20 protein-coding genes and 1 pseudogene are annotated in these 16655 nt (G+C 64.6%); 16 read left to right on the top strand and 5 right to left on the bottom strand.

Annotation, left to right across the window (positions count from 1 at the left end):
• Both ACFC3J_RS17865 and ACFC3J_RS17860 read left to right on the top strand, forming a co-directional pair.
• A pseudogene (locus tag ACFC3J_RS17865) lies at positions 1 to 628 on the top strand (RNA degradosome polyphosphate kinase); the annotation flags it as partial.
• Positions 629 to 634: 6 nt separating this feature from the next.
• Positions 635 to 2149 (top strand): Ppx/GppA family phosphatase, encoded by a 1515-nt coding sequence (locus ACFC3J_RS17860; RefSeq protein WP_375197441.1) that lies wholly within the window; start codon positions 635 to 637, stop codon positions 2147 to 2149.
• 86 nt (positions 2150 to 2235) lie between these two features.
• On the opposite strand, the gene ACFC3J_RS17855 is transcribed toward ACFC3J_RS17860, so the two are convergent.
• On the bottom strand, positions 2236 to 3060 hold the full coding sequence (locus ACFC3J_RS17855; RefSeq protein ID WP_375197440.1) for a hypothetical protein: 825 nt from the start codon (positions 3058 to 3060) through the stop codon (positions 2236 to 2238).
• Positions 3061 to 3256: 196 nt separating this feature from the next.
• Here ACFC3J_RS17855 and ACFC3J_RS17850 point away from each other — a divergent pair, with 196 nt between their 5' ends.
• Both ACFC3J_RS17850 and argB read left to right on the top strand, forming a co-directional pair.
• Positions 3257 to 3928, top strand: coding sequence for a queuosine precursor transporter (locus ACFC3J_RS17850; RefSeq protein WP_375197439.1), 672 nt, complete (start codon positions 3257 to 3259; stop codon positions 3926 to 3928).
• Between the two features lie 83 nt (positions 3929 to 4011).
• Complete coding sequence (gene argB, locus ACFC3J_RS17845) at positions 4012 to 4929, top strand: acetylglutamate kinase (protein WP_375197438.1); 918 nt, start codon at positions 4012 to 4014, stop codon at positions 4927 to 4929.
• Here argB and ACFC3J_RS17840 read toward each other — a convergent pair.
• Positions 4892 to 5443 (bottom strand): GNAT family N-acetyltransferase, encoded by a 552-nt coding sequence (locus tag ACFC3J_RS17840; protein ID WP_375197437.1) that lies wholly within the window; start codon positions 5441 to 5443, stop codon positions 4892 to 4894. The two genes, argB and ACFC3J_RS17840, sit on opposite strands and share 38 nt — an antisense overlap.
• A gap of 145 nt (positions 5444 to 5588) precedes the next feature.
• Between ACFC3J_RS17840 and ACFC3J_RS17835 the strand changes: the two genes are divergently transcribed.
• The 5 genes from ACFC3J_RS17835 to ACFC3J_RS17815 are packed head-to-tail and all read left to right on the top strand — an operon-like array spanning position 5589 to position 8383.
• Entirely contained in the window at positions 5589 to 5879 is a 291-nt protein-coding gene (locus ACFC3J_RS17835; RefSeq protein ID WP_375197436.1) for a YggT family protein, read from the top strand.
• Positions 5876 to 6205: a DUF167 domain-containing protein gene (locus ACFC3J_RS17830; protein ID WP_375197435.1), complete on the top strand. Its 330-nt coding sequence runs from the start codon at positions 5876 to 5878 to the stop codon at positions 6203 to 6205. The genes ACFC3J_RS17835 and ACFC3J_RS17830 overlap by 4 nt, the downstream gene beginning before the upstream one ends.
• Positions 6202 to 7095, top strand: a complete 894-nt coding sequence (gene folD, locus ACFC3J_RS17825) for a bifunctional methylenetetrahydrofolate dehydrogenase/methenyltetrahydrofolate cyclohydrolase FolD (RefSeq protein ID WP_375197434.1) — start codon at positions 6202 to 6204, stop codon at positions 7093 to 7095. Before ACFC3J_RS17830 ends, folD begins: the two co-directional genes overlap by 4 nt.
• The gene (locus tag ACFC3J_RS17820; protein WP_375197433.1) at positions 7092 to 7769 is read left to right on the top strand and encodes a hypothetical protein; all 678 of its coding nucleotides are present in this window, start codon (positions 7092 to 7094) and stop codon (positions 7767 to 7769) included. The genes folD and ACFC3J_RS17820 overlap by 4 nt, the downstream gene beginning before the upstream one ends.
• Complete coding sequence (locus tag ACFC3J_RS17815) at positions 7766 to 8383, top strand: MarC family protein (RefSeq protein WP_375197432.1); 618 nt, start codon at positions 7766 to 7768, stop codon at positions 8381 to 8383. Before ACFC3J_RS17820 ends, ACFC3J_RS17815 begins: the two co-directional genes overlap by 4 nt.
• Before the next feature lie 43 nt (positions 8384 to 8426).
• Here ACFC3J_RS17815 and ACFC3J_RS17810 read toward each other — a convergent pair whose 3' ends face one another.
• A complete protein-coding gene (locus ACFC3J_RS17810) occupies positions 8427 to 9107 on the bottom strand; it encodes an OmpA family protein (protein ID WP_375197431.1) in 681 nt (226 codons plus the stop codon).
• A gap of 156 nt (positions 9108 to 9263) precedes the next feature.
• On the opposite strand from ACFC3J_RS17810, the gene ACFC3J_RS17805 reads away from it, so the two are divergent.
• A complete protein-coding gene (locus tag ACFC3J_RS17805) occupies positions 9264 to 10580 on the top strand; it encodes a hemolysin family protein (RefSeq protein WP_375197430.1) in 1317 nt (438 codons plus the stop codon).
• Between the two features lie 127 nt (positions 10581 to 10707).
• Here the strand turns inward: ACFC3J_RS17805 and ACFC3J_RS17800 are convergent, their stop codons facing one another.
• Together ACFC3J_RS17800 and ACFC3J_RS17795 are read right to left on the bottom strand one after the other, a co-directional pair.
• A complete protein-coding gene (locus ACFC3J_RS17800) occupies positions 10708 to 11316 on the bottom strand; it encodes a DJ-1/PfpI family protein (protein WP_375197429.1) in 609 nt (202 codons plus the stop codon).
• Positions 11317 to 11671: 355 nt separating this feature from the next.
• Entirely contained in the window at positions 11672 to 12298 is a 627-nt protein-coding gene (locus ACFC3J_RS17795) for a c-type cytochrome (protein WP_375197428.1), read from the bottom strand.
• Between the two features lie 188 nt (positions 12299 to 12486).
• Between ACFC3J_RS17795 and ACFC3J_RS17790 the strand changes: the two genes are divergently transcribed.
• The 6 genes from ACFC3J_RS17790 to ACFC3J_RS17765 form a co-directional block, all read left to right on the top strand.
• Complete coding sequence (locus ACFC3J_RS17790) at positions 12487 to 13377, top strand: prephenate dehydratase (protein ID WP_375197427.1); 891 nt, start codon at positions 12487 to 12489, stop codon at positions 13375 to 13377.
• Between the two features lie 30 nt (positions 13378 to 13407).
• A complete protein-coding gene (locus tag ACFC3J_RS17785; RefSeq protein WP_375197426.1) occupies positions 13408 to 14133 on the top strand; it encodes a sterol desaturase family protein in 726 nt (241 codons plus the stop codon).
• Between the two features lie 20 nt (positions 14134 to 14153).
• A complete protein-coding gene (locus ACFC3J_RS17780) occupies positions 14154 to 14558 on the top strand; it encodes a DUF2141 domain-containing protein (RefSeq protein WP_375197443.1) in 405 nt (134 codons plus the stop codon).
• Between the two features lie 73 nt (positions 14559 to 14631).
• Entirely contained in the window at positions 14632 to 15477 is an 846-nt protein-coding gene (locus tag ACFC3J_RS17775) for a MipA/OmpV family protein (protein ID WP_375197425.1), read from the top strand.
• A 90-nt stretch (positions 15478 to 15567) separates the two neighbouring features.
• The gene (locus ACFC3J_RS17770) at positions 15568 to 16479 is read left to right on the top strand and encodes a tetratricopeptide repeat protein (protein ID WP_375197424.1); all 912 of its coding nucleotides are present in this window, start codon (positions 15568 to 15570) and stop codon (positions 16477 to 16479) included.
• Positions 16480 to 16487: 8 nt separating this feature from the next.
• Positions 16488 to 16655: LON peptidase substrate-binding domain-containing protein (locus tag ACFC3J_RS17765; protein WP_375197442.1), on the top strand; the 168-nt coding region annotated here is incomplete at its 3' end.

The following is a 16655-nucleotide window of genomic DNA, read 5'->3' as shown; positions in this document are numbered from 1 at the left end:
AAAGCTGGTCATGAGCCCGCGCGATTTGCGCAACCGCCTCTGCGAGCTGATCGACGCGGAGATCGAGCATGTGCGTGCCGGGCGGCCGGGCACGATCTGGGCGAAGATGAATTCGCTGGTCGATCCGGCGATCATGGAAAAGCTCTATGCCGCCAGCAACGCGGGCGTGCAGATCGAGCTGATCGTGCGCGGCATCTGCTGCCTGCGACCGGGCGTGCCGGGCATGTCGGAAAATATCCGGGTGAAGTCGGTCGTCGGTCGTTTCCTGGAACATAGCCGCGTCACCGTGTTCGGCAATGGCAAGGCGCTGCCCAACAATGGCGCGAAGGTGTTCATCAGTTCCGCTGACTGGATGCCGCGCAATTTCGACCGTCGCGTCGAATTCCTGGCCCCGATCGAAAATCCGACCGTGCACGACCAGATTCTCGATCAGGTTATGGTCGCGAACCTCATCGACACCGAACAGAGCTGGGAGCTGGACAGCGAGGGCCAATATCATCGGGTCGAGGCGACCGACCGGCCGTTCAACCTGCACCGCTATTTCATGACCAACCCGTCGCTTTCCGGCCGGGGCGCGGCGCTGGACAGCGAGGCTGTTCCCACCTTGCGCCTGCGCGGGCGGGCCTGAAGCCTCATGAATTCGATGCTCAGTCAGGTCCGGGCCATCGCCGAAACGATGGCCACTTCGCCCCAGCACGCGCGGGCGCGGACAGCGATCATCGACATCGGTTCCAACAGCGTCCGGCTGGTCGTCTATGACGGGCCGCGCCGCATTCCGTTCATCCTCTTCAACGAAAAGGTCATGGCGGGGCTGGGCGCCTCGCTCGGCAAGACCGGACGGATCGAAGCCGACGCCATGGAGCGGGGCCTGCGTGCCGTGGGCCGGTTCGCCCATCTGTGTCGTGAGATGAAGGTGGATGAGCTGCGCTGCGTCGCCACCGCTGCGGTGCGCGACGCGGAAAATGGCGCGGACTTCATTGCGCGGGCTGCCGCCATGGGCCTGACCGTCGAGCTGCTCACCGGCGCGCAGGAGGCGATGGCGGCGGGGTATGGCGTGCTGTCGGGCATTCCCGGCGCCAACGGCATCGTCGGCGATCTGGGCGGCGGCAGTCTGGAACTGGCGCGGGTGCGCGACGGCGCGGTGCATGAGACGGTTTCGCTGCCGCTGGGTGTGCTGCGCCTGCCGCAGATCCGCGCCAAGGGTCCGGGCGTGCTGGAACGGCAGGTGAAGAAAATGCTCGTCAGGGCCGGCTGGGCCGCGCAACCGGACCTGCCCTTCTATATGGTCGGCGGCTCATGGCGCGCGCTGGCCCGGTTCGACATGGAATCGACGCATTTCCCGCTTCCGGTCATGCACCAGTATGAAATGACCGCCGCCCGGGCCGAGCAGCTGACGCGCAGCCTGTCCCATGTCGGCAAGGCGCGTTTCAGGGAGATACCCCAGATTACCGGCTCGCGCGTCCCGACGCTGCCCGATGCGGCGGCGCTGCTGTCCGTCATCGTCCGGCAGCTGAAGGCAAGCCGGCTGGTGGTGTCGGCCTATGGCCTGCGCGAAGGGTTGCTCTATGGCGACCTGCCGCCTGAAATCCGGCAGCATGATCCGTTGCTGGTCGCCGCTGAGGCGGAAGGGGAGGCGCAGGCGCGCTTTTCGGGTCATGGCGACATGATCGAGCGCTGGATCGCGCCGCTTTTTCTGGAGGATGGCAGCGCCTGGCGGCGGATCCGCCGCGCCGCCTGCCTGTTGGCGGATGTCGGCTGGAGGGCCAATCCCGACTTTCGGTCGGACCGCGGCGTCGAGATCGCGCTGCACAGCAATTGGGTGGGCATCACCGCTGCCGAGCGCGCGATGCTGGCGCAGGCCCTGCACAGCAATTTCGGCGGGGGCATGTCGACGCCGCCGGGCATCGAGCGGCTCGCCCCGCCCGAGGCGCTCAGGCGGGCGATGCTCTGGGGCTTGGCGATCCGGCTGGGGCAAAGGCTGTCTGGCGGAGTCGAGGGACCGTTGCTGGCCTCACGGCTGGAAATGGAGGGAGACGTGCTCGAACTGCGCCTGCAGGGTGCCGACGTTGACCTGTTCGGCGAGGCGGTCGAACGGCGTCAGCGGCAGCTGGCACAGGCGATGGGCGTGAAATACCGGCTGGCCTGGTAGGTCCAGGCCCGGATTTGAACTTTGGGGTGGTAAGGGGACGGTCGGTTTTCAACCAGCCGCTCGCCCATCACATCCAAAGAGCGGGCCTAAAGGTCCAAACTGCCCTGCTGTGCATTTTCCTCAGCACGTCGCACAGCCTTGGCTTGATGCTCCATTGTAGAGGTGATCATGTCGCTGGTAGTCGAGAAGCTGGTGATGGCGACATTGAAGCGTGATGCAAGAGCGGGGTTTTGCTGGTTCGGCACCACCTCGTAAGAAATCGCATGCAGGCAAGGAAGGGCCTTGTCCGTTCGGAGGCTGTGGCTGCGGCATTCTCCATAGCTTGTATTGCTGCTAGCCATGCGTTCGCCGTCTCGCGAACGAACAATCCAGCCCGAACGCTGATTGCCATAGCCGGCATCGTCGAACGCTCCATATTTGGCAGCTACATCCTGCGCGATGTTTGCGATCGGCAGTTCCTTGCCGTTTGGATATTCAATGGAGCGATCTATGTGGACCACTTGCTCTCCCCCCGAAGGGCCGAGCAACCAGACATTGACCTTGTCGAGGCCCGTGTCGGCATTCAGGTTGATCTGAGACATTTGGCCGCCGGTGGGGATTGAAACGCTATGTTTGCTGACATTTATCGCATAACTGGGATTCTTGCACAGAAGAACACCACGGACCTGGTCTTCGGTCATTCCCTGCCTCAGCCCGCCCACATCATCGGCTGGCTGTCCCTGACGCGCTGATTGCGGCTTGAACTTGCTACAGTTCAGATCCACTTTTTGAACCGCCGGGGCCGCGGCGGAGCCGTCGGGTTGAGGCTCCAGCGAGGCATCGCCCGCTGGATTGGTGCTTTCACCAGAACCGCCGCTTCCGCATCCGCCAAGGAAAATAAACCCTGCGATCAATAAATGCGTGCCGCGCATCTGTTCGCCTTTCGCTGTGAGTGGCAGACGTCTGTGCTAATGTGTCACTTTCTTTTACATGTTCGCGACGGATTGCCATCGGCGCAAAAGGGTAATCTGCTTAATGTCTAAAACGGGTCGAAACCTGCCCTTATCCCTGAAACCTTCTGCGGTGGCGGCTCTTTCCACTGCGTGGAAATCCCGTTAAGTCGCGGCAATGGCTTCCAATCCCGCGCCGATTGCGCGTTCGCTCTTCGTTTTTTCCATCTTTTACGGCGGCATGGTCTGCATTGCGGGGGTGCTGGGCAACAAGCAGGTAACGCTGGGACCGCTGTCCGCGATCGGGCCCATGTTCGGCCTGGGGCCACTGGCGGTGGAGGCGGGCATTTTCGCTTTTCTGTTGCTGGTCACCATTTCCAGCGCGGTGGCCGAACTTCATGGCCGCGCCACCGCCAACCGGCTGGTGCAGGTAGGTTTTCTGCCCTTGATCGCATCCATATTGCTGTCGATCATCGTGCTGTCGGTGCCCGCCGCGGGGGACATGGACCCTGCGCGCCGCGACGCCTTCGCGTTGATGATGGGCGGCACGCCGCGCATCTGGCTGGGCGGGATCATCGCCTACGGCATTTCGCAGACGCTGAACGTCACCCTGTTCGCGGCGCTCAAGGGGCGGGAAGGGAGCCGCCTCCTCTGGCTGCGCGCCGCGGCGGCGAGCATATTGTCGCAGATCGCGGACACGCTGCTCTTTGTTTCGATTGCCTTTTACGGCGTCTTCCCGATCGGGGAACTGCTGATGGGACAGATGCTGGCGAAGGTGACCCTGTCGGCCCTGCTGGTGCCGCCGGTCATTTATGCGCTGGTGGCGCTGGGACGGCGGCTGGACCGTTGATTTCGTTGCCGCATTTTCCGAGCCGGCAATCCGTGCGGCTTGCCTTGAAAAGGCTCCGGTTGCGGTAGGGCGTCAACTGCCTTATGCGCCCGCGCATGAACAGCAAGCATGCCCCCGATCCGGCGCTTCTCGCCAAGGCCGAAACCCTCGTCGAAGCGCTGCCCTATATGCAGCGATATGCGGGCAAGACCTTCGTGGTGAAATATGGCGGCCACGCCATGGGCGATCCCGAAGCGGCGCGCGATTTCGCAGAAGACGTCGTGCTGATGAAGGCGGTCGGCATCAATGTCGTCGTCGTCCATGGCGGCGGGCCGCAGATCGGCGCGATGCTGAAGAAGCTGGGCGTCGAATCGCAGTTCATCGGCGGGCTGCGCGTCACTGACAAGGAAACCGCGCAGATCGCGGAAATGGTGCTGGCCGGGTCGATCAACAAGGAAATTGTCGGCTGGATCAGCGGCGCGGGCGGGCGCGCGGTGGGCATTTCCGGCAAGGATGGCGGCCTCGTCCTGTGCGAAAAGGTACTCGGCAAGCGCGAGGCGGACCCCAATTCGGGCATCGAGCGCAATGTCGATCTGGGTTTCGTCGGCGATCCGGTGAAGGTCGACCGCCGCATCCTCGACACGCTGACGCAGGATGGCATCATTCCGGTGGTGGCGCCGGTGGGCATCGGCGCGGACGGCCACACTTATAATGTCAATGCCGACACCATGGCGGGCGCCATCGCGGCTGAGCTGGGCGCGTCGCGCTTCTTCCTGTTGACCGATGTGGCGGGCGTGCTGGACAAGCAGGGTCAATTGCTGACGGACCTGGACCCGGCGGCGATCCATGAACTGGAAGCGGACGGCACGATCAGCGGTGGCATGATACCCAAGCTGGAAACCTGCGTCCGCGCGGTCGAAGGCGGGGTGGACGCAGCCGTCATCCTCGATGGCCGGGTGCCGCATGCGATGCTGCTGGAAATCTTCACGGATCGCGGTGCGGGGACTTTAGTGCGCCGGTAAGAAGCACCGCCGGGTCGGGCCAGTGGAAGCGCTGCTCCGGCTGGGTCCGGCCGTCAGGACCGGTTTTTTCGGTATTTTCGACGACCAGCCCGCCGCGACGCGCGTAGAAGCCGCGCGCGGCCCGGTTGTCCGCATAGCACCAGAGGTAGAGGCCGCTTTCCGGGAACCGCTCCAGCGTCCAGCGGGCAGCCTCCGCCAGCAGCGCACGGCCCAGTCCCTTTCCCTTCATCGTGGGCAGGGCGTGGAGATTGTCGACCAGCGTGCCCCAGCGCGGATGATCGGCGCCGATCAGGCAGGTGAAGCCGATCGGCTGGCCGTCTGCTGCCGCGATGATGATCCGCTGCGCGGGTGAAGGTTCGGCCAGCCGCCGTGCCCAGTGCGCCAGCCGTTCCGCCTCGATCCCGCTCGCCAGATAGGCCGGGTCCATGAAATGGGCGTAGGCGCTGCGCCAGCTTGCCACATGGAGGGCAGCGATCAGCGGAGCATCGTCCAGAGTGGCGTCGCGAAGGTCCATGGCGGCGGCCAATAGCGGCGTCGGGCGGGAAATTCCATTGCCGCTGGCCGATGGCGTCCTGCATTCGGTGGAATAATCCCCTGTCGGCGCTTGTCCCGCGCCACTCCCCTCGGCTAGAGCAGGCCTCAATCAATTTGGAGACCGCATGGCCTACGCCCTCTATCAGATCATCGTCATCCTGCTCGATGTGCTGTGGTGGATCATCATCATTCAGGCCGTCATGAGCTGGCTGATCGCCTTCAATGTCGTCAATCTTTCCAATGATTTCGTGCGGACGGTGATGGTGGCGCTCGATCGGATGACGGCGCCCATCTACAATCCGATCCGCCGGATATTGCCCGATCTGGGTGCGCTCGACCTGTCGCCCATGGTCGTGCTGCTGGCCATCCTCCTCATCCGTCAGGCGATCTTGCCGCCACTCTTCGGCCTGGTGTGACGGTCCTCGTCCGGGACGGCGAGGATATGGTCCTGTCCGTCCGGTTGACGCCGGGCGCGACGAAGGAGCAGATTGGCGGCGTCTGGACAGATGAAAAGGGCGCGCAATGGCTGGGCGCCCGCGTGCGCGCCGTGCCCGAAAAGGGGAAGGCCAACGCGGCGCTGATCGCCCTGCTGGGCAGGTGGCTGGATTGGCCCCGCAGCGCGATTTCGCTGGAATCGGGCGACACCAACCGGCTAAAGCGGCTGCGGATCAAGGGAGGCGGTGAAGCGTTGGTTTTTCGCCGGCTCTCCGCCATTATCGAAGAACAGGGTGAACCATCATGACCATCGGCAAGATCATTGACGGCAAGGCGTTTGCCGAGACGCTTCGCGGGAAGGTCGCGGACGGGGTCGCCGCCTTTGTCGGCAAGACCGGGCGCAAGCCCGGCCTTGCCGTGGTGCTGGTGGGTGAGGACCCCGCGAGCGCCGTCTATGTCCGCAACAAGGGCAAGATGACCGTCGCCGTCGGCATGGAGAGCATGGAGTTCAAGCTGCCCGCCGCGATCGGTGAGGAAGAACTGCTCGATCTCGTCGAGGAACTGAATGCCGACGACCGGGTGGACGGCATCCTCGTCCAGCTGCCGCTGCCCGCGCATATCAACGAAGCCTCGGTGATCGGCACGATCAATCCCGCCAAGGATGTGGACGGCTTCCACGTCGTCAATTCGGGCCTGCTGGCGACCGGGCAGGAGGCGCTGGTGCCCTGCACGCCGCTGGGCTGCATCATGCTGCTGAAGGATGAGCTGGGCGATCTTTCCGGGATGGAGGCGGTCGTCGTCGGTCGTTCGAACATCGTGGGCAAGCCGATGGCGCAACTGCTGCTGGCGGAAAACTGCACCGTCACCATCGCGCACAGCCGGACCAAGGATCTTGCCTCGGTCGTGCATCGGGCCGACATCGTTGTCGCGGCCGTGGGGCGGGCCGAGATGGTGAAGGGCGAATGGATCAAGCCTGGCGCCACCGTGATCGATGTCGGCATCAACCGCGTCACCGATACGGAGGACGGCAAGAGCCGGATCGTCGGCGATGTCGCCACGGCAGAGGCGCTGGCTCATGTCCGTGCGATCACGCCGGTTCCGGGCGGCGTCGGGCCGATGACCATCGCGGTGCTGCTGCGCAATACGCTGGTGGCGGCACATGCCCGCGCCGGACTGCCCAAGCCGGAGGGGCTGTGAGGGCACGCGCCGCGTTCCTTGCCCTGACCTTCCTCGCCTTGGTGGGCGCGCGCCCGCCGATGCGCTATCAGCCCGACCCCAGTTCCGTCTTTGCCGCGGAGATCGCCTTCAACCGGCTGGCGCAGCAAAAGGGTCAGTGGACCGCTTTCCGCGAGACCGCGGCGGAAGAGGCGGTGATGTTCGTGCCGCAGCGCGTGTTGGCGAAACAGTGGCTCAAGGGCCGCGCCGATCCACCTGCTTCGGTGAGCTGGGCGCCCTCCATCATCTATGTCTCCTGTGACGGCAATCTGGCCGCCAGCACCGGCGGCTGGAAGCGGCCGGACGGATCGGTCGGCTATTTCACGACCCTCTGGCAGCGCGACAAGAAGGGGGAATGGAAATGGATCATGGATCATGGCGACAGGCTCGCCGTTGCCCGCGAGGCGCCGGAGTTCCTTGTCGGCAAGGTCGCGACCTGCAGGCGGCGCGGGCCGGGGGATGAGGCGCGTCCAGCTGGTCCGCCGCCGGGGGTCAGGCCGGGTGGCAAGGGCGACATGCCTCCCTCGCCGAAAGACGACAGCCTGACCTGGACCGCCGATGTGGCGACGGACGGCAGCCGCCGCGTCACCGTGCGCATGTGGAACGGCGCGGATTATGAAACGGTGATCGACGACAGGGTCGCGGCGGGCGCATGACAGAACTCTTCATTTCCGCCTTCGTCACCCTGTTCGTGGTGATCGATCCGCCGGGCTGCGCGCCGATCTATGCCAGCCTGACGACCGGCGCGTCCATGGCCCAGCGCCGCGCAATGGCGATCAGGGCCGTAGGCATTGCGGCGGGCATCCTGCTGCTCTTTGCGCTCTGGGGCAAGCAGTTGCTCGGCGTGCTGGGAATCGAACTGGACAGCTTCCGCATCGCGGGCGGGATCATGCTGTTCATCATCGCCATGGACATGGTGTTCGAAAAGCGCACCCAGCGGCGGGAAGACCGGGCGCAGAAGATCGCGGAAACCCCGGAAGTCGAGGATGTCTCGGTCTTTCCGATGGCGATGCCGATGATCGCAGGTCCGGGATCGATCGCGACGGTCATGCTGCTGATGTCGCGGGCCGAAGGGCTTCCGGAGCGGCTGGTGGTGATTGGCGCTGTGGTGGTGACGCTGGTGCTGATGCTTGGGTCGCTGCTGGCGGCGGGACCGATCATGGCGCTGTTGGGCGCGAAGATCGAAGCGGTCATCACCCGCCTGCTGGGCGTGCTGCTGGCTGCGCTGGCCGCGCAGTTCGTGATCGATGGGTTGAAGGCAAGTTTCTGAAGGTGCCGGCGCGCTCGTGCCGAGCGCGCCGGCCGCTGGCGGATCAGCTCCGCACATCCTGCTCCGTCACTGGCGCGATCTTGATTTCGACGCGGCGGTTGGAAGCTTTGCCTTCCGCCGTCGCGTTGGAGGCAATCGGCTGGGTCTCCCCAAAACCGCGGGTCGCGATGCGCGCCGACTGCACGCCATGAGTCGTCAGATAATCGCCTACCGCCTGGGCGCGGCGTTCCGACAGGGCCTGATTATAGGCATCAGTCCCGTCGCTGTCGGTATGCCCATAAACGTCGATATAGGTTTTGGGATATTGCGCCAGAACCGAAGAGACATCGTTCAGCGTCGGCTGGAATTGCGGCTGCACGGCGGAACTGTCCGTCGCAAAGGTGATGCCCGAGGGCATGCGCAGCACCAGATTGTCGCCGTCGCGGATCACGTCCACGCCGCTGCCCGCGGTTTCTTCCCGCAATTTCCGCTCCTGCGCATCCATATAGGCGCCGATGCCCGCGCCGGCGACGGCGCCGATGCCCGCGCCCAATATCTTTTCGGTGCGGTCATGCCGCCCGCCGACCAGATCGCCCAGCAGATACCCGCCCAGCGCGCCGCCGATGCCGCCGATCGCGGCCTTGGAAATGGTGCGATTGCCCGTGTTGGGATCGGTGGTGCAGGCTGTGGTGGCCAACAGGGCCGCCAGACCGGCGGCGCTCATGATGCGGTGCAGATGTCGCATGGATTTTGCGTTCCCTTTTTCTCGTGCCTCCGACAAGCGGCGGATGCATCCCCAATGGTCGAGTGCCTGCCTTTGTTCCACAAGCGAACTGAACTGCGGATGATGGGATGGTTGTGAAATTGTAAGAATCAAGGCTATAGGTGGCCCTTGACCGCCATGGCCACTATTCCCCCGCACGCTCCGACGCCCTTTCCCTGGGCAGATCTCGTCATCATATTGGCGCTTGTCGCGCTGAATGGCGTCTTCGCCATGTCGGAGCTGGCGATCGTATCCGCCCGTAAGCAGCGGCTTCAGGCGATGGAAAAGGCAGGGCGGCGCGGCGCCAGATCGGCGCTGGCGGCGGCAGCCGATCCCGGCAAATTCCTTTCCACCGTGCAGATCGGCATCACGCTGATCGGAATCGTCGCTGGCGCCTATTCGGGCGCCAGTCTGGGCGGGCCGGTGGGCGAGCGGTTGCAGGCGCTGGGCCTGTCGGCCAATATTTCGGAAAATGCGGGTTTCGCGCTGGTCATTGGCCTCACCACCTATGCCTCGCTGATCGTCGGGGAACTCGTGCCCAAACAGTTCGCCCTGCGCGCGCCGGAGCCGATCGCGGTGCTGGTCGCCGGGCCGATGCTCTGGCTGGCGAGGATCACCGCGCCCATCGTCTGGGTGCTGGACGGGTCGAGCGCGCTCATCTTCCGCCTGCTGCGCATGACCCGGGAATCGGAACAGCAGGTCACGGCCGAGGAACTGCATCTGATCGTCGCGGAGGCCAGCAGGTCTGGCGTGATCGAGGAAAGCGAGCGTGCCATCATCTCCGGCGTGGTGCGGCTGGCCGACCGCCCGGTGCGCGAGATCATGACCCAGCGCATGGATGTCGACTGGATCGACATCGCCGCGGATGAGGAGGCGATTCGCGCCAAGCTGCTGGAAACGCCGCATACCCGCCTGCCGGTGGGCCGCGGATCGGTCGAAGACATCATAGGCGTGGTGCAGGCTCGCGACATCATGACCGCGCTGTTCCGGGGCGAGGGGCTGAACCTGGAGGCGCTGATGCGCAAGGTGGAAGTCGTGCCCGATCAGGTCGACGCGATGGACGCGCTGGAAGTGCTGCGCCGCGCCGAAGTGCCGATGGTCATGGTTCATGACGAATATGGCCATTTCGAGGGCATCGCGACGCCGGCCGACCTGCTGTCGGCCATTGCCGGGCATTTCGTGTCCGACCTCGACAGCGCGGACGAGCCGGATCTGGTCGAACGCGAGGATGGCAGCCTGCTGGTTTCGGGGCAGATGCCGATGGATTTGCTGGCCGACCGGATCGGCATTGATCTGCCCGAGGACCGCGATTACGCGACGGTGGCGGGTCACGCGCTATGGCTGATGAAGCGGTTGCCCGAAGTCGGCGACTATGTCGACGACCAGGGCTGGCGATTCGAGATTGTCGACATGGACGGACGCAAGATCGACAAGCTGCTGGTCGCGGCGCGCTGAAGATAAGGCGCTAGGGCCAATAAGCCGGTGCGTCCTGCAGGGCAGGAAAGGCACGGCGCCGGCGGCGGTGGAGGCTCTGGTCCGGGACGCGCTGGCTGACGGCCGTTCGTCGCGGCAGGCCCACGCGTTAAGAGGGGGTGTCGAGAAAGGGCGCGATCACCCGCATCGCCTGTTCGACGGTGGTCGCTTTTTCGCCGACCGGCGCGACATAGTGCAGCGCTTGCTCTGCTTCGGCGAGACCGGCGCCCGCGGCGATCATCCATGCCGCAAGATAGACCGACGCCAGGCAGCCACCTGCCGTTGCGACGCGGCCGTGGGCGACAAACGGCGCGTCGACGACCTGCACGCCTGCCTCCATGACCCAGGGCCTGGTGATGAGATCGGTGCAGGCGGGCAGGGGGCCTATCAGTCCGAGCTTCGCGAGCAGCAGCGTGCCTGAACATTGCGCGCCGATCAGCTGGCGGGTGGAATCGAGCGGCATGCGCGAAAGGAGCGTACCGTCAGCGGCGATTTCCCGCGTCCTGATGCCGCTGCCGATCAGCACCGCATCCGCCTCCGCAGCGAATTCCAGCGGTTTCTGACGCTGGACCGTAACTCCGTTCATGGAGGTCACCTCTGCGCTGGGCGAGGTGATGTGCGCCTGCCAGCCCCGGCTCTTCATGCGGTTGAGGATGCCGGCGGCGATGAAGCTGTCCAGTTCGTTGAAGCCGTCAAACGTCATTATGGCGATCTGCATGGGAAGACTCCGCGGGTTCTGGCTTTTCCGCGACTTAATCAGGCAGCGGTCGGCGCGGAATGGCCAGTTTCCAGCATGTGGCCGCGGCTCCGCCAGAAGGATCGAGCGGCGAAGTAAGCGGCATGGTCCGTCATGAGAGCGGCCTTTCCCGAAGCGACGAGCCGGCCGCCGCCAGGGGTCCCGGCGATCGGCGCGCCGGGACCTGGCGCATAGCGGCAACAGGCGCGCTCATACCCCCGGTTACGGATGGGAAGGCATGAACGGCGGGAAACGCACAGATCCACAAGCGGATCGGGCGCGGCAATCAATGCCGCGCCCGTCAGATTTTCGACCCGGATGGATTGCCGGTCAGCGCCTATTGGCTTGCCGCATTTTCGGCTGGGGCAGCCGCATTGGAGGCTGCATTTGCGCCTTCTGCCGGGGCGGCATTGTCGCCACCGGCGGCCGGGGCCGCGTCGGCGGCGGGCAGCGGCAGGTTCGCCCCCTGCTTGTTGAGCCAGGCGATAAGGTTTGCGCGGTCGGCCGGGTTGCCCAGACCGGCAAAGGTCATCTTGGTGCCGGGAGCGAATTCACGCGGGGAGGTTAGCCAGTGATCGAGATTCTCGAAGGTCCAGTTGCCGCCCTTGCTCTTGAGCGCGTCAGAGAAGGCAAAACCGCCCTTGCCCTGGCCGATCGCTTCGCCGACCGTGCCGTAGAGGTTGGGACCGATGCCGTTGGCGCCGCCCTGATTGACGGTGTGGCATGCGGCGCATTTCGCGAACACTTTCTCGCCTGCCGCGACGTCGGCGCTGGCGAGCAGGGTGTTGAGGCCGGGGCCGCTGGCTGCGCCGCCTGCACCCTCGGCTTCGACGCCTTCGATGGCATAGCCCATTTTCTCGGGCCGCTCTTCGTGGAAAAATTTGGAGCTGACAATCGCGCCGCCCAGCGCGATGATACCTGCGAACAAAGCCCAACCGGCAGCGGTGTTGAAACGATCGCCCATTCGCTCGGATTCCCCTGGATTTCTGTTCTGGGCGCTTGTTTTCGCGACCCCTCTCGCCCGCTGCCATAATGGCGCAAACGCGAACGTGCAAGCCGGGTTGAACGGGATCGCGCGCCCTTTTCATGGCTTTGCGGTTTGACAGGGCGCTTGCACATGCGGGACGGAGTGAATAAGCGCGCGGGGCGCTTATGGAAAACTTCCCCGCCCCCGCCCGCCTTCTTGTCGCGGAAATGGCTGCAAAGGCCGCTGCCGACCCTGTCCGCGCCGTCGCCTTTCAGGGCGCGCCGGGCGCCAATTCGCACCTCGCTGCGCTCGGCTATGCACCGGATTGCCTGCCGTTGCCCTGCTTCGCGTTCGAGGATGCGATCGATGCTGTGCGCAATGGCGATGCCGCGCGGGCGATCATTCCGATCGAGAACAGCCTGCACGGGCGGGTCGCGGACATGCATTTCCTGCTGCCCGAATCCGGGCTGCACATCATCGACGAATATTTTCTGCGCATCCGGCATTGCCTGATGGCGCCCGATACCGTGCCGGTGAAGAGCGCGGTCAGCCATCCGCAGGCGCTGGGGCAGTGCCGCCACTATCTGCGCGAGCGGGGCATACAGCCGGTCAGCTATGCCGACACGGCGGGCGCGGCGGCGCTGGTGGCGGAAACGAAGGTGGCGGGCGAGGGGGCGATAGCGCCCTATCTGGCGGCGGAGCTTTATGGCCTGCGGCTGGTGGCGGAGAATATAGAGGACAGCGACGATAATATGACGCGCTTCCTCATCCTCTCGCGCGAACCGAAGATGCCCGCCGCGGGCGTAGGCCCGGTGATGACCACCTTCCTGTTCGAGGTGAAGAATATTCCCGCCGCGCTTTACAAGGCGATGGGCGGCTTTGCGACGAACGGCGTCAATATGACCAAGCTGGAAAGCTACCAGCGCGGGGCCAGTTTCGCTGCGACGGAATTTTATTGCGATATCGAAGGGATGCCGGGCGATCCGGCGGTCGATCGGGCGCTCGCGGAGCTGGAGTTCCACACCAAATGGGTCCGAATCCTTGGCAGCTACCGGCAGGCGCGTCCCCGTACGTGACCTTGACGGCGGGGCTGCTATAGTTCCGCCATGGTCGCAGCCATTTTCCTTTCCGCTTTGGCGATGAGCATGATCGTCGGTCTGCGCTATCTGCTGGCGAGCGGCGGCTTCGCACTGGCGACGCGGATGCGCAAACCCGGCCTCTATCGCGGGCTGGACCGGCAGATCCGGCGGGAAATCGGGTGGTCGCTGGCCTCGGCGCTGATCTATGGGATTCCCGCGGGCGTGGTGGCGTGGGGCTGGCAGGCGCGGGGATGGACGCGGGTCTATACGGACGTCCATGCCTATCCGCTCTGGTATCTTCCGGCTTCGGTTCTGCTCTATCTGACCGCGCATGACGCCTGGTTTTACTGGACGCATCGCTGGATGCACCGGCCCCGGCTCTTTCGGATCGCCCATGCCGTTCATCATGCCAGCCGCCCGCCGACGGCCTGGGCGGCGATGAGCTTTCATCCCTGGGAGGCGGTGACGGGCGCGGTGGTCATTCCCGCGCTGGTCTTCCTTGTTCCCATTCATGTCGCGGCGCTGGGCGTGGTGTTGACGATCATGACGGTGATGGGCGTCAGCAACCATATGGGGTGGGAGATGTTTCCGCGCTGGTTGGTGCGGGGACCGATGGGGCGCTGGCTGATCACCGCGAGCCATCATCAGCGGCATCATGACCGTTATGCCTGCAACTACGGGCTCTATTTTCGTTTCTGGGACCGGGTTTGCGGGACCGACAGGGGTCTGGGCAGTTTCGAGGAGGCGGCGTGAAGGGTGCAACGATAGTGCTGATGACCTTGCTGGTGGGGGCGGCGCCGGTCGACATGGCGCAACCGCTCAGCATGGATGTGCAGGGTCTGCGGTCCGCCAGGGGAAATTTCCTGATCTGCGTCACCCGGTCGCCGGAACATTTTCCCGATTGCAGTCATGATCCCGACAGGCGGCATTTCACCGTGCCGGTGACGTCCGGGGCGATCGCGCTTGGCGCGATGGCGCCCGGAACCTATGCGATCGCCGTCATTCACGACGAAAATGGCAATGGAAAGCTCGACACCTTTGCCGGCATTCCCCGCGAAGGGGTGGGCTTTTCGCGCAATCCGGCGATCCGTTTCGGCGCGCCGAGCTTTCGTTCGGCGCAATTCCAGATGCTGAACGGCGGGGTCCGTCAGGACATAAAGGTCAAATATTTCCTGTAAATAGAGGACGCTGGAACCAGCAGGGGCGCCAGGACTTTCTGACGTTCTGACAATTTATCAGAACAGGGTTGCCATGATTCATCGCCGTTTTCTTGTCACCGGGGCGGTTGCCGCGGCGTTCTTCCTCGCGCCTGCGGCTTTGGCGCAGGATGAGGACCGCAGCAGCCTGACCGTCGGCGCGGGCGTCGCCGCTGTTCCCAGCTATGAAGGTTCGGACGATTATCGCGTCATGCCGCTGCCCCAGCTGCGGGGCAAGGTAAAGGATTTCGCCTTCTGGACGCGCGGGCCGGGCCTGTATGTCGATGCGATCCCGAACACCGACCCGCAGGGGCTGGATTTCGAACTGGGGCCGGTGGTCGTGGCCCGATTCGACCGGTCGAGCCTCAAGAACATCAAGGATGATGCGGTGCGCATGCTCGGCAAGCGCGATGTCGCGGTAGAGGTTGGCGGCTTCGTCGGCATCGGGAAGACCGGCGTGATCACCAGCGACTATGACAATCTGTCGGCGCGCGTCGCGGTGACGAAGGATGTGGCGGGCGCGCACGGCAGTTATGTCATCACGCCTGCGATCGAATATATGACGCCTCTGTCGCCATCGGCATTTGTGGGATTGGGCGTGTCGGCGGATTATGTCGGCAAGAAATATGGCCGCTATTATTTCGACGTGGACGCCGCGGGATCGGCCGCTTCCGGTCTGCCGGTCTATGCGGAGGCGGGCAACGGATCGGGCTTCAAGAAGATCAACTTCAGTCTGGCCGGGGGCAAGTCGCTGTCGGGCGACATTCGTCACGGCTGGGCGGTTTTCGCGGTCGCCGCCTATTCGCGCATGCTGGGCGATTATGCGGACTCGCCGATCGTGGCCATCGCCGGTTCGAAGAACCAGTGGATCGGCGCGATCGGGATCGGCTATACCTTCTGATCTTGCCAATCTTGTTCCAAAAGGGTGACGCCCCACATAAGGCGCTGTATGGAGGCGGCCAGTAACCGCACGGACAGCAGGAGGAATAGCGTGGCGACCCTGGGAATGAGCGAGGCCGACAAGGCATCGGTGGAGGCGTTCCGCCGCGATGTGGTGGAGCCGTCGCGCACGAGCCTGGTCATCGTCGATTTCTGGGCGGAATGGTGCGGCCCCTGCAAGCAGCTTGCCCCGGTGATCGAGAAGGTCTGCGCCGACTACGCGAGCAAGGGTGTGAAGCTGGTCAAGATCAACGTCGACGAGGACAAGTTCATCGCCGCGCAGTTCCGCGTTCAGTCGATTCCGACCGTCTATGCCGTGTTCCAGGGCCAGCCGGTCGCTGATCTGAGCCAGGCACGGACCGAAGGGCAGCTGAAGCAATATCTTGACCAGCTGCTGAGCCAGCTGCCGATCGAATCCGATGAAAAGGCGCAGCTGCAGGAAATCGCGCCGTTGATCGCCATGGGCGAGGAGCTGCTGGCCGGCGGCGAAGCGGAGCGCGCCCTGTCCGTGTTCCAGCAGGTCGGTCAGATGGTGGCTGACAATGCCGAGGTGGCATCGGGCGAGGCGCGGGCGCTGGTGGCGCTGGGGCAGGTCGATGAGGCTGAGGCGGTGCTGGCGGCGCTGCCTGCCGACGTCGCCAGGGATCAGGCGATCGAGCGGGCGCGGGCGGCCATTGCGCTGAAACGCGATGCAAAGCCGGTCGCGGACCTTTCCGGCGTCGAGGCGCGGGTGGCGGCTGATCCCGACGATCATGAGGCCCGCTTCGAGCTGGCCAACGGGTTGATGGCCAATGGCGACCGGGACGGTGCCGCCGAGCAGTTGCTGGAGAGCGTCCGGCGCGACCGGGCGTGGAATGACGGCGCAGCGCGGGCGCAGCTGGTCAAGCTGTTCGAGGCGACGGGGCTGGAAGATCCCTGGGTCGCGACGCAGCGGCGCAAGCTCTCGCAAATCCTCTTTTCCTGACCGGACCGATGGCGCGCGTCTCCATCTTTCCCCTCTCAGGCGCCCTGCTTCTGCCCGGGATGGAGTTGCCGCTCCATATTTTCGAACCGCGCTACAGGGCGCTGATCCATGACGCCATGGCGCGCGACCGGCGGATCGGCATGATCCAGCCGCGGGAGGCGGGCGAGAAGCCGGCT

Source organism: Sphingobium sp. (assembly GCF_041987595.1).
GTDB lineage: Bacteria > Pseudomonadota > Alphaproteobacteria > Sphingomonadales > Sphingomonadaceae > Sphingobium.
The sequence above is the reverse complement of the archived record's forward strand: the minus strand, read 5'-3'. Positions and strand labels throughout refer to the sequence as shown.

Bases quoted from the DNA above. Each gene is read 5' to 3' on its own strand.
- ACFC3J_RS17860 (WP_375197441.1), top strand. From the start codon at position 635: ATGAATTCGATGCTCAGTCAGGTCCGGGCCATCGCCGAAACGATGGCC.
- ACFC3J_RS17855 (WP_375197440.1), bottom strand. From the start codon at position 3,060: ATGCGCGGCACGCATTTATTGATCGCAGGGTTTATTTTCCTTGGCGGA.
- ACFC3J_RS17850 (WP_375197439.1), top strand. From the start codon at position 3,257: ATGGCTTCCAATCCCGCGCCGATTGCGCGTTCGCTCTTCGTTTTTTCC.
- argB (WP_375197438.1), top strand. From the start codon at position 4,012: ATGCGCCCGCGCATGAACAGCAAGCATGCCCCCGATCCGGCGCTTCTC.
- ACFC3J_RS17840 (WP_375197437.1), bottom strand. From the start codon at position 5,443: ATGGACCTTCGCGACGCCACTCTGGACGATGCTCCGCTGATCGCTGCC.
- ACFC3J_RS17835 (WP_375197436.1), top strand. From the start codon at position 5,589: ATGGCCTACGCCCTCTATCAGATCATCGTCATCCTGCTCGATGTGCTG.
- folD (WP_375197434.1), top strand. From the start codon at position 6,202: ATGACCATCGGCAAGATCATTGACGGCAAGGCGTTTGCCGAGACGCTT.
- ACFC3J_RS17815 (WP_375197432.1), top strand. From the start codon at position 7,766: ATGACAGAACTCTTCATTTCCGCCTTCGTCACCCTGTTCGTGGTGATC.
- ACFC3J_RS17810 (WP_375197431.1), bottom strand. From the start codon at position 9,107: ATGCGACATCTGCACCGCATCATGAGCGCCGCCGGTCTGGCGGCCCTG.
- ACFC3J_RS17805 (WP_375197430.1), top strand. From the start codon at position 9,264: ATGGCCACTATTCCCCCGCACGCTCCGACGCCCTTTCCCTGGGCAGAT.
- ACFC3J_RS17800 (WP_375197429.1), bottom strand. From the start codon at position 11,316: ATGCAGATCGCCATAATGACGTTTGACGGCTTCAACGAACTGGACAGC.
- ACFC3J_RS17795 (WP_375197428.1), bottom strand. From the start codon at position 12,298: ATGGGCGATCGTTTCAACACCGCTGCCGGTTGGGCTTTGTTCGCAGGT.
- ACFC3J_RS17790 (WP_375197427.1), top strand. From the start codon at position 12,487: ATGGAAAACTTCCCCGCCCCCGCCCGCCTTCTTGTCGCGGAAATGGCT.
- ACFC3J_RS17785 (WP_375197426.1), top strand. From the start codon at position 13,408: ATGGTCGCAGCCATTTTCCTTTCCGCTTTGGCGATGAGCATGATCGTC.
- ACFC3J_RS17780 (WP_375197443.1), top strand. From the start codon at position 14,154: ATGACCTTGCTGGTGGGGGCGGCGCCGGTCGACATGGCGCAACCGCTC.
- ACFC3J_RS17775 (WP_375197425.1), top strand. From the start codon at position 14,632: ATGATTCATCGCCGTTTTCTTGTCACCGGGGCGGTTGCCGCGGCGTTC.